Source organism: Allobosea sp. P2_A10 (assembly GCF_056405115.1).
In genome coordinates, this window is the sequence record NZ_JBFUCS010000004.1 from 224,920 (window position 1) to 238,999 (window position 14,080).

Here is a 14,080-nt window from a genome sequence, read left to right on the forward strand (position 1 = left end):
GGCGTGCTTAGCTCAGGGAGCCGACGGAGGCTTCGAGCGTCGCCCAGGCGTCCTTGCCGAACTTACCCTCCCACTCCTTGTAGAAGCCGGCGCTCTTCAGCTTGTCGCGGAAGAGCGCGGCGTCGACCGCGTTGAATTTCATGCCCTTGGCCGAGAGTTCGGTCTGGAGGTTGGTGGTCAGGGCGGCGACGTCGGCGCGCTCGCTGAGGCCGGCGGCGTTGATGTGCTTGGTGACGACGGCCTGGATGTCCTTGGGCAGCGCATCCCAGTTCGCCTTGTTGGCGAGGAAATGGAAGCCGTCCCACATGTGGTTGGTCAGCGAGCAGTAGCCCTGCACCTCGTAGAGCTTGGCCGTCTCGATGATCGCCAGCGGGTTTTCCTGCGCGTCGACGATCTTCGACTGGAGCGCGCTATAGACCTCGTTGAAGTTGATCGTCGTCGGCGCCGCGCCGAAGCCCTTGTACATCGAGGTCCAGAGCGGGGCGGGCGGAACGCGGATCTTGAGGTTGTTCAGGTCGGCCGGGGTCACGATCGGCTTGCCCGAGGTCGTGGTCTGGCGGAAGCCGTTGTCCCAGACCGTGTCGAAGGCGAAGATCGAGCGGCTCTTGGCGATCTCGGCGCGGACATAATCGCCGAGCTTGCCGTCCATCGCCTTCCAGACCGTGTCGTAGTCCTTGAAGGCGAAGCCGACGCCGTTGATCGCCGCGGCCGGCACGAAGGTCGAGAGAATCAGGCCCGACAGGGTGAAGAAGTCGACCGCGCCGTTGCGGATCTGGCCGAGCGTGTCGGTGTCGGAGCCGAGCTGGCTCGACGGGAAGACCTGCAGCTCGAAGCGGCCGCCGGTCTCTTCCTTGATCTTGTTGGCGGCCTCCTGGGCCCGCTTGTTCAGCGGGTGGGTCAGCGCGAGGTTGTTGGCGAACTTATAGGTAAATTCGGCGGCCCCTGCGCGGCCGATCGAGAAGCCGGTGACGGCGAGAGCACCGGTGCCGACGGTGAAGCCGCGGCGTGTCAGTTTGGTCATCTGATATCCTCCCAAGTCGAAAGCCGGTCTCTCCACGGGTTGGCCCGCGCGAGAGCTTTAGCGATGAGACGACCTTCGTTCCGGTTGCGGAAGGTCGCATGGTCCGTCGAGCAGGGAGCCTGCGGCCCACATGTTTCGTTCAAGTCGGGGCCAGCGGCCCGAAGCTCCCTGCGTGGTCCATATTGCAGACCACTTATCGTTGAAATTCTTTGTCCTTGACGAAATACAAGAGATGAAACAGTTGTCAACGCTATAAGGACACTAAAAGGGTCCACAATATGGATCGTCCAATTCTTGCTGCGCGGGAGGCCAGCTCGGAGCCGAATGGCGCGCAGAGCATAGGGCGCGCCGCGGCCTTGCTGCGTCTCGTCGCCTCCAGTCGTTTGCGCGGCGCCAGCCTCAGCGAGCTGGTCGAGGGCTCGCAGCTGCAGAAGCCGACCTGCCGGCGTATCCTCGTGGCGCTGATCGATGCCGGCCTCGTCGAGCAGGAGCCGGTGACGCGGCGCTACTTCCTCGGTCCTGAATCCTTTATACTCGGCACTGTCGCAGCCGACCGCTTCGGAATCCATCGCCTTGCGCAGGATGGCGTCGTGCGTCTGGCGCAGGCGACGGGCGACGCCGCCTTCCTGCAGATACGGCGCGACTGGTCGGTGGTCTGCCTGCAGCGCGAGGATGGCGATTATCCAATCCGCTCCCATGTGCTGGCCCCCAGCGACCGGCATCCGCTCGGCGCGGGCGTCGGCGGCATCGCGCTGCTGGCTGCGCTCGACGATGACGAGGTCGCCCGCGCCATGGAAGCCAATGCCGGCGTGCTGGCGCAACGCTACCCGATGCTGCCGCCGCCGGTCGTCGCAGGACTCGTCCGCGAGGCGCGCGAGCGCGGCTATGCGATGAATCGCGGTCTTCTGTTTCCGGGCTCCTGGGGCATGGCCGTGGTGGTGCGTGATGCGCAGGGGCGGGCCGAGGCCTGCCTCTCGCTCGCCTCGATCGAAAGCCGGATGCAGCCTGATCGCGAGCCCTGGCTGGCGCAACTGTTGCGCGACGAGGTCGCCAGGCTCGAGGCGCGCTTACGCGAATTCCGCATCGCTGAATCGTGCGGCTCGGTCCGGACGGCCGCGCCCGCGCCGCAGCGGCGCCGGGCTGGCGAGCGGCGATGACACACGGCAAGACAGGACAGCAGGTGGAATGAACGACATGACCGAGACAGCGCCGAAGGGCGGCAGCGCGCCGATGTCCAAGCGGGTGATGAACCTCGCCCATATCGTCAGCCAGAACGCCAAACGCCATGCGGACAAGCCAGGCTTCATCTGGGGCGAACGGAGCTGGAGCTGGGCCGAAATCGATGCCCAGGTTTCGGCGCTGGCGGCGGGGCTGGCCAAGCGTGGCATCGGCAAGGGCGACCGCGTTCTGGTGCATTCCAAGAACTGCGATGCGATGTTCGTCTCGATGTTTGCGACCTTCCGGCTCGGCGCCGTCTGGGTACCGACGAATTTCCGGCTGTTGCCCGACGAGGTCGGCTATCTCGGGACTTCTTCGGGCGCCAAAGCCTTTCTCTGCCATGGCGATTTCCCGGCCCATGCGGCCGCAGTCGCGGCCGCCAGCCCCGCGCCCGAATTCATCTGGCGGATCGGACCCGGTGATTTCGGCGAGGACGATGTCGAGGCGGTGATCGCGCGCCATTCCGGCGAGACCGTCGCCAACGCCGCCGTCGAGCATGACGACCCGTGCTGGTTCTTCTTCACCTCGGGCACGACCGGGCGCTCCAAGGCGGCCGTCCTGACCCATGGCCAGATGGGTTTCGTGGTGACGAACCACCTCGCCGATCTCGTACCCGGCGCGACCGAGGCCGACGCCTCGCTCGTGGTCGCCCCGCTCTCGCATGGGGCGGGCGTCCACCAGCTCGTCATCTCGGCGCGCGGCGCACCCTCGATTTTGCTGCCGACCGAGCGCTTCGACATCGACGAGGCCTACCGGCTGATCGAAAAATACCGCATCACCAACATCTTCACGGTGCCGACGATCCTGAAGATGCTGGTCGAGCATCCGGCTGTCGACGCCCACGACCATTCAAGCCTGCGCTACATCATCTATGCGGGCGCGCCGATGTATCGCGAGGACCAGAAGGCGGCGCTCGCCAAGCTCGGCAAGGTGATCGTGCAGTATTTCGGGCTGGGTGAGGTCACCGGCAACATCACGGTGCTGCCGCCGGCGCTGCACGAAGCCGAGGATGGCCCCAATGCCCGGATCGGCTCCTGCGGCTATGAGCGCACGGGCATGGAGGTGCAGATCCAGGACGATGACGGCAATGCGGTCGCGGCGGGTCAGCAGGGCGAGATCTGCGTGATCGGGCTTGCCGTCTTCGCCGGCTATTACGACAACCCGGAAGCCAATGCGAAATCCTTCCGCAAAGGCTGGTTCCGCACCGGCGATCTCGGCCACATGGACGAGCAGGGTTTCGTCTACATCACCGGCCGACAGTCGGACATGTACATCTCCGGCGGCTCCAACATCTATCCGCGCGAGATCGAGGAGAAGATCCTGACCCATCCCGCGATCGCCGAGGTCGCGGTGCTCGGCCTGCCCGATCCGGTCTGGGGCGAGATCGGCGTCGCGGTCTGCGTGGCGCGTGCGGGGGCCAGAGCGAGCGAGGCCGAGATCGCCGAATTCCTCTCGGAGAAAATCGCCCGCTACAAGATGCCCAAGCGCTTCTTCTTCTGGGATGCGCTGCCGAAATCGGGATACGGCAAGGTGCCCAAGCGGCTGGTCAAGGACGAGCTGGAAGCGCGCGGCGAGCTCGAATGGCTGCGGGGGAAGGCGTCGTGAGGCGCATCCAGCAGCCCGGCCCTGAGGTCGAACCGCGCGTCCAATGGGTGGAATGCCATGGCAAGCGCTTCGCGATGACGCTGCGGCCCGGCCTGACCCTGCTTGAGGCGGTGAGGCGCAGCTTTGCCGCGGCGGGCTTCACCTCTGGCGTCGTCAAGGTCGACGGCGTCGCGCTCCAGCCTTTCGCCTATGTCATGCCGGCGCTCACGACCACGACCGACCATGCGGCATTTTACAGCGAGATCTATCGCCCGTCCGGCGTCGCGCGGCTTCAGGTCGGCGCGATGACCTTCGGCGAGCGCGACGGCGCGCCCTTCTTCCACTGTCACGCGCTCTGGACCGATGGCGAGGGCAAGACCAGCGGCGGCCATATCCTGCCCGACGAGACGATGGTCGCCGAGGAGATCACGGTCGAGGCTGTCGGGATCGATGGCGCGGGCTTTGCGGCCTATGTCGATGACGAGACGCATTTCAAGCTGTTTGGACCCAATCCCGTCGAGCCGCATGGCGCAACGCGCGAGGGGCGCTTCTTTGCGCTCCGTGTCAGGCCCAATATCGAGCTGTTTTCGGCGCTGGAGAGCTTCTGCGCCGAGCGCGGCGTCTCGCGCGCCACGATCCACGGCGGCGTCGGCTCGACCATCGGCGCGCGCTTCGAGGACGGACGGGCGGTCGACAACTTCGCCACCGAGGTTGCTGTCACGCAAGGCACGATCACGCCCGACGGCACGGGCTCGACGATCGACGTCGCGCTGGTCGACTACACCGGCGCCATGGCGAGCGGCCGGCTGAAACGCGGCGACAACCCGGTGCTGATGACCTTCGAGCTGGTGCTGGAGGCGGGGTAGGGGCGGCGATTGCAGGTCGATCGCCTGGCCACAGCGCAGTAGCTGCAACGCTCGTCGTGTCGGGCCATGGCTGGCCCACATCGTCGTTTCGTGTTATACGGATCGTACAACATCGTGAGGACTGGATGCCATGAACGAGAGCGTCAAGCCGCCTGAGGCCGAAGGCGATGTCGTACAGCTCCGAAAGATCGGCAATTCCGTGGGCATCATCCTGCCGAAGGAGATGCTGGGGCGTCTGGGACTGGCGGAGGGCGACAGGTTCACGGTCGTCCGGCAGCCGGACCGCGAGATAAAGCTCGTGCCTCATGACGATCTTCATGCGCGCACGATGGCGATCGCTCGCAAGGCGATGAAACAGTATGCCGGCGCGCTGCGTGAATTGGCCAAATGAGCGAGCCGATCTGGCTTCTGACGAAGGCCGTGATCGACATCCATACCGAGCAACTCGCGCAGTTCGGCGGGCCAGACGGGGTGCGCGACATCGGCTTGCTCGAATCGGCCTTGGCACGGCCGATAAATCGTCATGCCTATGGTGAAACAGAGCTCGCCGCGCTGGCCGCGAGCTACGCATTCGGCATCGCCCGCAATCATCCTTTCATCGATGGCAACAAGCGGGTCGCGCTTTTGGCCATGGTCACGTTCCTGGGTCTCAACGGCGTCGCACTCGCCGTCTCGAATGCAGAGATCGCAGCCGCCATCCTCGCGCTCGCTGCTGGCGAGGTCGACGAGGATGGGCTCACCCGCTGGATCCGCGATAGCTGGCCCGAGGATTTTGGGCATAAGGATGCTCCCGCGTGACCACTCCGATCTGGATCGAAGCCGCCATCAACGGCCCCTGGGGCCAGGAGCGCCAGCCCGGCATTCCGATCACGATTCCTGAGATCGTCGCGGACGGGATCGCCGCGGTCGAGGCTGGCGCGGCGATTGTGCACCTGCATGTCTACGACGTCGAGACCGGGCGGCAGCGCGACGACTGGGAGCTTTACGCTCAGGCGATCGAGGGTATCCGGGCAAAAGTCGACGCCATCGTCTACCCGACCATTCCGATTTTGGGCTCGGGCTATGCCGGCGACATGATCGGGTCCGGCCGCTACACCCATCTCGAGGAACTGGCGAAACGCGGGCTGGTCGAATGGGGCGTGCTCGATCCCGGCTCCTGCAACTGGACGACGTTTGCCGGCATTCCCGATGGCGAGCCCGGCTTCATCTACCAGAACCCCGGCGAGCATATCCGCGAGGGCATGGCGGTGGCGCACGCCCACAAGATCCATCCGAGCTACGCCATTTACGAGCCCGGTTTCACGCGGCTGGGCGCGGCGCTGGCCAAGGCCTATCCGGGCCTGCCCACGCCCATCTACCGGCTGATGTTCTCTGACCACTTCGCCTGGGGCTTTCCGCCGCGCGAATGGGCGCTCGACGCGCATCTCGCCTTGCTGGCGGAGGATGCGCCGGGCGCGCCGGTGATGATCGCGGGGCTCGGCGTCGATCTCGGCTCGCTGATCGGGCCGGCCGTGGCGCGCGGCGTCCATGTCCGGGCCGGGCTGGAGGATGCACCGTTCGGCTGCGAGGTTCCCAACGCGGCGCTGGTGGCGGCGACGGTCAGTCTGGTCGAGGCGGCCGGGGGCAGGGCTGCGAGCGTTGCCGAGGTGAGGGCGGAGTTGAAAGCGATCGGCTGATACGTCAAGCCGCACTGGCGCTTCGTCGGCGACGGCCTACATCGTGACGGCAGGTCGCGCCCTCTGTCCCGGAAGCCCCATGTCCGACCACGATTCCGAAGCCAACCGCTTTTCCGCCCGCGCCGCGCGCTATGCCCGCGTTGGGGCCAGTGTCGGCGGGGTGGCGGCGCGGATGGCCGGCGCGCGGCTGTTCAATGTCGACAACCGCAACCTGTCGAATGCGGAGGCGCTGGCCAAGGCGCTGGGTGGGCTGAAGGGGCCGATCATGAAGGTGGCGCAGCTTGTCGCCACCATTCCCGATGTCGTGCCGCCGGAATACGCCGCCGAATTGCAGAAGCTGCAGTCGCAGGCGCCGCCGATGGGCGCTGCTTTCGTCAAGCGCCGGATGATGGCCGAACTCGGCGCCAGCTGGCGCGAGCGTTTTGGCGAGTTCGACCTCAAGCCGGCCGCTGCCGCTTCGCTGGGGCAGGTGCATCGCGCCACGACGCTGGAGGGCGTGCCGCTCGCCTGCAAGCTGCAATATCCCGACATGGAATCGGCCGTTGAGGCCGATATCTCTCAGCTCGACATCCTGTTTGCGCTGCACCGGCGCATGGACCCGGTGATCGACACCACCGAGATCGCCAAGGAGATCGGCGCTCGCGTTCGCGAGGAGCTGGACTATGTTCGCGAGGCCAGGCACGTCGCGCTTTATCAGGACATCCTGAAGGACACGCCCGAGGTGCGCGTGCCGGCGCTGGAGGCTTCGCTCTCGACCAAGCGCCTGCTGACGATGCACTGGCTCGAAGGCGACCGCATCCTCGACCACAAGCAGGACGACCAGCCCTCGCGCGACCGCATCTCGACGGCGATGTTCAAGGCGTGGTGGCGGCCCTTCAGCCATCACGGCGTCATCCATGGCGACCCGCATCTGGGGAATTACACCGTGTTTTCGGAGGGCGGCGCGCCTGATGGTATCAACCTGCTCGACTATGGCTGCATCCGCATCTTCCCGCCGAGCTTCGTCGGTGGCGTGGTCGATCTCTATCGCGGCATTCTCGAAGGCAATGAGGCCCGTGTCGTCCACGCCTACGAGACCTGGGGCTTCAAGGGCCTGACCAGGGAGCTGGTCGATACGCTCAACATCTGGGCGAAGTTCATCTACGGGCCGCTGCTGGAGGACCGTGTCCGGCGCATCGCGGAGGATGTCAGCCCGGCGGAATACGGCCGCAAGCAGGCGTTTCAGGTGCATCAGGCGCTGAAGAAGCGCGGCCCGGTGACGGTGCCGCGCGAGTTCGTCTTCATGGACCGCGCCGCGATCGGGCTCGGCGGGGTGTTTCTGCATCTCGACGCCGAGCTGAACTTCCACCAGCTGTTCGAAGCGGAGATCGAGGGATTTTCGGTCGAGGGCGTGGCACAGCAACAGTCGCTGGCGCTTTCGCGGGCGGGTTTGACGACGACGGCGTGAGAGGGCGCAAGGCTTTCTCCCTTCCCCCCTTGCGGGGGAAGATGGCAGCGCGAAGCGCTGACGGATGAGGGGTCGCACCACCCCTTCCCTCACTTTCGGTTCTCGCCAGACGCCAGCGCCTCATAGCGCAGCGCGACCCCTCACCCCAACCCTCTCCCGCAAGGGGAGAGGGGGCGCGGTCGGGCCGTCCGCGCCAAACCCTGCGACGCGGGATGCCATGCCTGGATATTGCCCTTCCCCTCGTTGCAACGCACCCGGCGAAACGCTACACGGCAGATAGCCTCTTCAAATCCTGGGACCCTCTTCATGGCCGATCACGGACACCCCGCTGGCGACATTCCGCAGATGGACTACGCCGAGCACGAGCGCACCTATCATGGCTTCATCCACTTCGCCGAGGTCGGCACGGTTGCGTGCCTGGCCATCGTCGCGGTGCTGGCCGTCGGCGGGGCGAAGCACGCCTGGGGCATCGCGATCATCGGCACGCTCTTGACGCTGGTCTGCACCGGTGTCGGAATTGCGTCTAAGTCGATCGGCTGGCGGGCTCCCGCCGTGCCTTTCGCCCTGATGATGATCGCGCTGGTCCTCCTGCCCGCCGCTCACTGAGACCAGAAGCCGAAAGAGGTCCGCCCGCCATGCGCATCGCCGTTCCAGCCGAAACGCAAGGGGGCGAGACCCGCGTCGCCGTGACGCCGGAGACCGTCCGCAAGTTCATCGGGATCGGGGCCGAGGTCGCGGTCCAGAGCGGGGCCGGACTTGCTTCGGGCATCAGCGACGCCGATTACGAAGCGGCCGGCGCCAGCATCGCCAAGAACGCCAAGGATGCGCTCAAGGGCGCGGCGATCGTCCTCAAGGTGCGCCGCCCGGCCGATGCCGAGATCGCGGGCCTGCCCAAGGGCGCGCTCGTCGTCGGCATCATGGACCCCTATGGCAACGAGGCGACAGTCGCTGCGCTGGGCGCGGCCGGCGTGTCGGCCTTCGCGATGGAGTTCATGCCGCGCATCACCCGCGCGCAGGTGATGGACGTCCTGTCCTCGCAGGCCAATCTCGCGGGCTATCGCGCGGTGGTCGACGCCGCCGCCGAATATGGCCGGGCGCTGCCGATGATGATGACGGCGGCCGGCACCGTGCCCGCCGCGCGCATCTTCATCATGGGCGTCGGCGTCGCCGGCCTGCAGGCGATCGCGACAGCGCGCCGCATGGGCGCGATCGTGACCGCGACCGACGTGCGCCCCGCCACCAAGGAGCAGGTCGAATCGCTCGGCGCGAAGTTCCTGGCCGTCGAGGACGACGAGTTCAGGCAGGCGCAGACGGCCGGCGGCTACGCCAAGGAAATGTCCAAGGATTATCAGGCCAAGCAGGCCGAGCTGACCGCGAGCCACATCGCCAAGCAGGATATCGTCATCACCACCGCGCTGATCCCCGGCCGCCCCGCGCCGAAGCTGATCTCGGCTGCGATGGTCGAGAGCATGAAGGCCGGCTCCGTGATCGTCGATCTCGCGGTCGAGCGCGGCGGCAATTGCGAACTGGCCAAGCCCGGCGAGGTTTTCGTCACGCCCAATGGCGTCAGGATCGTCGGCCATCTCAACGTGCCCGGCCGCCTTGCTGCGACCTCGTCGCAGCTCTACGCAAAGAACCTCTTCTCCTTCGTCGAGACGCTGATCGACAAGGCCGCCAAGACGGTCGCGGTGAACTGGGACGACGAACTGGTCAAGGCGACCGCCCTGACCAGGGACGGCGCGGTGATACATCCGAATTTCGCGCCGAAGGTTGAGCCGAAGTCAGAGCCTGTCGTCGAGGGGAGCGTCTAACATGGCCAATCCGACACCCGAGCAGGCGCTCGAACAGGCCCGCTCCGCCGCCGTGCTGGCGCGGCAGGCGGCTGAACTCGCCGAGAAATACGCCGAGCAGGCGGCCCATGCGGCGGGCGCGGCGACCGGCGTCGACCCGACCGTGTTTCGCCTCGCGATCTTCGTGCTCGCCGTCTTCGTCGGCTATTACGTCGTCTGGTCGGTGACGCCGGCGCTGCACACGCCGCTGATGTCGGTCACCAACGCGATCTCCTCGGTCATCGTGGTCGGCGCGCTGCTGGCGGTCGGTGTTTCGAGCGCGCCCGCGCTCGGAGACGGGCCGCTCTGGGCCAAGATCTTCGGTTTCGTGGCGCTGGTCCTCGCCTCGGTCAACATCTTCGGCGGCTTCCTCGTCACCGAGCGGATGCTGTCGATGTACAAGAAGAAGGGCTGAGCCCCGATGGCCGCGAACCTCTCCGCCCTGCTCTACGTCGTCTCCGGCGTCCTGTTCATCATGGCGCTGCGGGGCCTGTCGCACCCGACGACGTCGCGCCAGGGCAATCTCTTCGGCATGGTCGGCATGGGCATCGCCATCGCCACCACCATCGTGTTCTATCCGCCGGCGGGCTTCTCCGGCTGGTTCCTGGTCGTGCTGGGCATCGCCATCGGCGGCGGCATCGGCGCCTTTATGGCCAAGCGCGTGCAGATGACGCAGATGCCGCAGCTCGTGGCCTTCTTCCACTCGCTGGTGGGCCTGGCGGCGGTGCTGGTGGCGGCGGCCGCGCTCTATGCGCCCGAGGCTTTCGGCATCGGCAACACCGGCCGCATCCATGGCGGCAGCCTGTTCGAGATGGGTCTGGGCGTCGCCATCGGCGCGATCACCTTCACCGGCTCGATCATCGCCTTCCTCAAGCTCGATGGGCGCATGAGCGGCAAGCCGATCATGCTGCCGCAGCGCCACGGCATCAATATCGGGCTCGGAATCGCGCTCGTCGTGCTGCTGCTGCTCTTCATCAAGACCGAGAGCCATGTCGTCTTCTGGCTGATCGTGCTGGTCTCGTTTGCGCTCGGCGTGCTTCTGATCATCCCGATCGGCGGGGCGGACATGCCTGTCGTCGTGTCCATGCTCAACTCCTATTCGGGCTGGGCGGCGGCCGGCATCGGCTTCACGCTCGGCAACATGGCGCTGATCATCACCGGCGCGCTGGTCGGCTCGTCTGGCGCGATCCTGTCCTACATCATGTGCAAGGCGATGAACCGGAGCTTCATCTCCGTCATCCTCGGCGGGTTCGGCGGCGACGACGCGGCTGCCGGCGCGGGCGGCGCGGTCGAATCGCGGCCGGTCAAGCAGGGCTCGGCCGACGACGCCGCCTACATCATGAAGAACGCCGCCAAGGTGCTGATCGTGCCGGGCTACGGCATGGCGGTGGCCCAGGCCCAGCACGCGCTGCGCGAGATGGCCGACATCCTCAAGAAGGAGGGCGTCGAGGTGAAGTACGCCATCCATCCGGTGGCGGGCCGCATGCCCGGCCATATGAACGTGCTGCTGGCGGAAGCCAACGTGCCCTATGACGAGGTCTTCGAGCTCGAGGACATCAACTCGGAATTCGGCCAGGCCGACGTGGCGTTCGTGATCGGCGCCAACGACGTCACCAACCCGGCCGCCAAGACCGACAAGTCCTCGCCGATCTACGGCATGCCGATCCTCGACGTCGAGAAGGCCAAGACCGTGCTCTTCATCAAGCGCGGCATGGCGGCGGGCTATGCCGGCGTCGAGAACGAGCTGTTCTTCCGGCCCAATACGATGATGCTGTTCGGCGACGCCAAGAAGGTCACCGACGCGATCGTCAAGGCGATGGCGCACTGAGGCTCGCGCGCGGCAGCCTCGCTGCCGCAGCGATCCGACCGCTCAGGCCGGCAGGATCAGGCAGCCGAAGCGCCAGCCTTCCGACCAGCGGACCTCGGCCCGGACAGTGCCGCGATCGGGCAGGTCGACATCGACGATCGAGCCGACGAGCACAGTCTCCTCGGCCTCGGCCATGAAGCCCTTTTCCGAGATATTGCCGAGCCTGGCGAAGAGTTCGCGCCCGCCATGGTCGACGATCGTGATGTCGGCGCTGCAGGCCCAGCGCGCCGGCCGGTTGACGTGCTTATGCTCGGACGCAGGCATCATTGGCGCAAACCCCCTGATAATCCAGCGGCCAGACTGCGCGAAAGACCTTGCCGTCCTTCCAAGAACACCGCGACAATTGTCCGGATTCAGCGTCGCGCAGCCTTGATGACGTGTGGGCGGGTCGGCACATACGCCAAAGCGGCTCGACAGTTCCGCGCCGGCGCGCCACGATCGAACCGCATGACAATGCTTTGACGCCGCTTCCAGAACGAGCCGGACATTCCAATCATGAGCACCGACACCCTCGACGCCTGGCTGACGAAGAGCCACGCCGATCTGACCGCGATCCGCCGCGACATCCACGCCCATCCCGAGCTCGGCCTCGAGGAGCACCGCACGGCGGCGCTGGTGGCGGCCAAGCTGCGCGAATACGGCGTCGAGGTTACCGAGGGCGTCGGCGGCACGGGCGTCGTCGGCGTCATTCGCGGCAAGCGGGCCGGCCAGCGCGCGGTCGGCCTGCGCGCCGACATGGATTGCCTGGCGCTGGAGGAGCAGACCGGTCTCGCTTACGCCTCGACCCATCCCGGGAAGATGCACGCCTGCGGCCATGACGGCCACACCACGATGCTGCTGGGCGCTGCCGGCTATCTCGCCGCCAATCCCGATTTCGGCGGCACCGCGATCATGATCTTCCAGCCGGCCGAGGAGGGGCGCGGCGGCGCGCTCGCCATGCTCGCCGACAAGCTGTTCGAGCGCTTCCCCTGCGATGCGATCTACGGGCTGCACAACACGCCGGGCATGGCGCCCTCGACCTTCGGCACCTGTGTCGGCCCAATGCTGGCCTCGGCCGATTCCTGGGCTGTGACCTTCCGTGGCGTCGGCGGCCATGGCGGCTCGCAGCCGCATCTCTCGACCGACATCACCTATGCCCAAGCGCATTTCGTGCTCGGCCTGCAGGGCATCGTCGGGCGCAACGTGCCGCCGCTCGACACCGCCGTGATCAGCGTCGGCTATGTCCATGCCGGCTCGACCGAAGCCTCGAACGTGATCCCCTCCGAGCTGCGCATCGGCGGCACGGCGCGGACCTATTCGGCGGCCGTGCGCGACACCATCGAGCGCCGCATCGCCGAACTCGCCGAGGGTACGGCGCGCAACTGGGGCGCCAAGGCGGAAGTGTCGTACCATCGCGGCACGAGCCCGCTGGTCAATCGGCCGGAGCAGGTCGCGGTCGCGGTTGCGGCGGCGACGAGCACGGTCGGCGCGGCCCATGTCAACGGCGCGATCCGGCCTGGCACCGGCGGCGAGGATTTTGCCGAGATGATGCTGATCAAGCCCGGCGCCTTCATGCGCATCGGCAACGGCGTCGAAGCCGATGGCAGCTTCAAGGGGCTGCACACGCCGCTCTACGACTTCAACGACGCGATCATTCCCGACGGCGTGCGCTACTGGGTGAATATCGTGCGCGAGGAACTCGGCCCCGGCTGGCAGGCGAAAGCGGCCTGAGGCGGCCGCAGCCCCGGTTCAGCTCTTGAACAGGCCGAAGCCGCCGCCACCGCCGCCGACACGGGCTTGACCGGCGCGGGCTGTGGCGTTGCTGCCGTCAAGGCTGAGCGCGCGAGAGTAGTTCTCGGTCGCTTCGTTCTTCTTGCCGAGCTTTTCACTCGCCAGCCCGCGTCCGGCCCAGGCTTCGGCATTGCGGTTGTCGACATTGAGCGAGGCGGTAAAGTCCTCGATCGCGGCGTCGAACTTGCCGACCGCGATCAGGCTCTGCCCGCGCGCCGTATAGGGCGCGGCGGTGTAGGGGTTGCGGTCGATCACCGAGTCGAAATCCGAGATCGCGTACTGGTGCTGGCCTTCCTTCTGGTAGACCAGCCCGCGCGCATGGAAGGCCTCGGCCGATTCTGGGTTCAGGCGGATCGCGGTGTTGAGGTCGGCCAGGGCCTGCTGGCTGTTGCCCTGCAGACGCAGCAGATTGGCGCGGCCGATATAGGCCGGCGCGTAGTTCGGATTGGCGGTGGTGGCGCGGTTGAAATCGGCCATGGCCGCGTCGTTGCGGCCGCTCTGGCGCAGCGCCAGCGCACGATTGGTGTAGGCGGAGGCGAGGTTGGGGTCGAGTTGGACCGCCTTGGTGAAGTCGGCGATGGCGTCCGAGAACCGACCGGTGCGGGCATAGGCCGCGCCGCGCGTGTTGTAGGCGTTGGGATCGTTGGGATTGCGGCTGACGACTTCGCTGAGCGAGCCGATATTGACGCTGGCGTCGGCGGCGGAGTTGGTGTCGATCTCGGCGACCGCCTGCTGCGAACCCAGGCTGGAGACCGTGTCGCAGCCCGAAAGCGCCAGCGCCAGAACTGCCGCGGCCATCAGG

The 14,080-nt window shown here is 66.6% G+C and carries 15 protein-coding genes; 12 read left to right on the forward strand and 3 right to left on the reverse strand.

The window, feature by feature from the left end:
- Nucleotides 1-7: 7 nt before the first annotated feature.
- Nucleotides 8-1,021 carry a TRAP transporter substrate-binding protein gene (locus AC1DZY_RS08505; protein ID WP_476819659.1) on the reverse strand — a complete coding sequence of 338 codons (1,014 nt, stop codon included), beginning with the start codon at nucleotides 1,019-1,021 and terminating at the stop codon, nucleotides 8-10.
- Nucleotides 1,022-1,299: 278 nt separating this feature from the next.
- Between AC1DZY_RS08505 and AC1DZY_RS08510 the strand changes: the two genes are divergently transcribed.
- The 11 genes from AC1DZY_RS08510 (at nucleotide 1,300) to AC1DZY_RS08560 (ending at nucleotide 11,469) form a co-directional block, all read left to right on the forward strand.
- The gene (locus AC1DZY_RS08510) at nucleotides 1,300-2,178 is read left to right on the forward strand and encodes an IclR family transcriptional regulator (RefSeq protein WP_476819660.1); all 879 of its coding nucleotides are present in this window, start codon (nucleotides 1,300-1,302) and stop codon (nucleotides 2,176-2,178) included.
- Between the two features lie 28 nt (nucleotides 2,179-2,206).
- Nucleotides 2,207-3,844 (forward strand): acyl-CoA synthetase, encoded by a 1,638-nt coding sequence (locus AC1DZY_RS08515; protein ID WP_476819661.1) that lies wholly within the window; start codon nucleotides 2,207-2,209, stop codon nucleotides 3,842-3,844.
- Nucleotides 3,841-4,689: a PCC domain-containing protein gene (locus AC1DZY_RS08520; protein WP_476819747.1), complete on the forward strand. Its 849-nt coding sequence runs from the start codon at nucleotides 3,841-3,843 to the stop codon at nucleotides 4,687-4,689. Before AC1DZY_RS08515 ends, AC1DZY_RS08520 begins: the two co-directional genes overlap by 4 nt.
- A 130-nt stretch (nucleotides 4,690-4,819) precedes the next feature.
- Nucleotides 4,820-5,080 (forward strand): AbrB/MazE/SpoVT family DNA-binding domain-containing protein, encoded by a 261-nt coding sequence (locus AC1DZY_RS08525; protein ID WP_476819662.1) that lies wholly within the window; start codon nucleotides 4,820-4,822, stop codon nucleotides 5,078-5,080.
- Nucleotides 5,077-5,487, forward strand: coding sequence for a type II toxin-antitoxin system death-on-curing family toxin (locus AC1DZY_RS08530; RefSeq protein WP_476819663.1), 411 nt, complete (start codon nucleotides 5,077-5,079; stop codon nucleotides 5,485-5,487). Before AC1DZY_RS08525 ends, AC1DZY_RS08530 begins: the two co-directional genes overlap by 4 nt.
- On the forward strand, nucleotides 5,484-6,365 hold the full coding sequence (locus AC1DZY_RS08535; RefSeq protein ID WP_476819664.1) for a beta-keto acid cleavage family enzyme: 882 nt from the start codon (nucleotides 5,484-5,486) through the stop codon (nucleotides 6,363-6,365). Before AC1DZY_RS08530 ends, AC1DZY_RS08535 begins: the two co-directional genes overlap by 4 nt.
- A gap of 79 nt (nucleotides 6,366-6,444) precedes the next feature.
- Nucleotides 6,445-7,812, forward strand: coding sequence for an ABC1 kinase family protein (locus tag AC1DZY_RS08540; RefSeq protein WP_476819665.1), 1,368 nt, complete (start codon nucleotides 6,445-6,447; stop codon nucleotides 7,810-7,812).
- Nucleotides 7,813-8,118: 306 nt separating this feature from the next.
- Nucleotides 8,119-8,418: an aa3-type cytochrome c oxidase subunit IV gene (locus tag AC1DZY_RS08545; RefSeq protein ID WP_476819666.1), complete on the forward strand. Its 300-nt coding sequence runs from the start codon at nucleotides 8,119-8,121 to the stop codon at nucleotides 8,416-8,418.
- Between the two features lie 29 nt (nucleotides 8,419-8,447).
- Nucleotides 8,448-9,623, forward strand: a complete 1,176-nt coding sequence (locus AC1DZY_RS08550) for a Re/Si-specific NAD(P)(+) transhydrogenase subunit alpha (RefSeq protein ID WP_476819667.1) — start codon at nucleotides 8,448-8,450, stop codon at nucleotides 9,621-9,623.
- A gap of 1 nt (nucleotide 9,624) precedes the next feature.
- Nucleotides 9,625-10,056: an NAD(P) transhydrogenase subunit alpha part 2 gene (locus AC1DZY_RS08555; protein WP_476819668.1), complete on the forward strand. Its 432-nt coding sequence runs from the start codon at nucleotides 9,625-9,627 to the stop codon at nucleotides 10,054-10,056.
- 6 nt (nucleotides 10,057-10,062) lie between these two features.
- On the forward strand, nucleotides 10,063-11,469 hold the full coding sequence (locus tag AC1DZY_RS08560; protein ID WP_476819669.1) for an NAD(P)(+) transhydrogenase (Re/Si-specific) subunit beta: 1,407 nt from the start codon (nucleotides 10,063-10,065) through the stop codon (nucleotides 11,467-11,469).
- Between the two features lie 42 nt (nucleotides 11,470-11,511).
- Here AC1DZY_RS08560 and AC1DZY_RS08565 read toward each other — a convergent pair whose 3' ends face one another.
- Nucleotides 11,512-11,775, reverse strand: coding sequence for a PilZ domain-containing protein (locus AC1DZY_RS08565; protein ID WP_476819670.1), 264 nt, complete (start codon nucleotides 11,773-11,775; stop codon nucleotides 11,512-11,514).
- A gap of 228 nt (nucleotides 11,776-12,003) precedes the next feature.
- On the opposite strand from AC1DZY_RS08565, the gene AC1DZY_RS08570 reads away from it, so the two are divergent.
- Nucleotides 12,004-13,218, forward strand: a complete 1,215-nt coding sequence (locus tag AC1DZY_RS08570) for an amidohydrolase (RefSeq protein WP_476819671.1) — start codon at nucleotides 12,004-12,006, stop codon at nucleotides 13,216-13,218.
- 18 nt (nucleotides 13,219-13,236) lie between these two features.
- On the opposite strand, the gene AC1DZY_RS08575 is transcribed toward AC1DZY_RS08570, so the two are convergent.
- A complete protein-coding gene (locus AC1DZY_RS08575) occupies nucleotides 13,237-14,076 on the reverse strand; it encodes a tetratricopeptide repeat protein (protein WP_476819672.1) in 840 nt (279 codons plus the stop codon).
- Nucleotides 14,077-14,080: the final 4 nt, after the last annotated feature.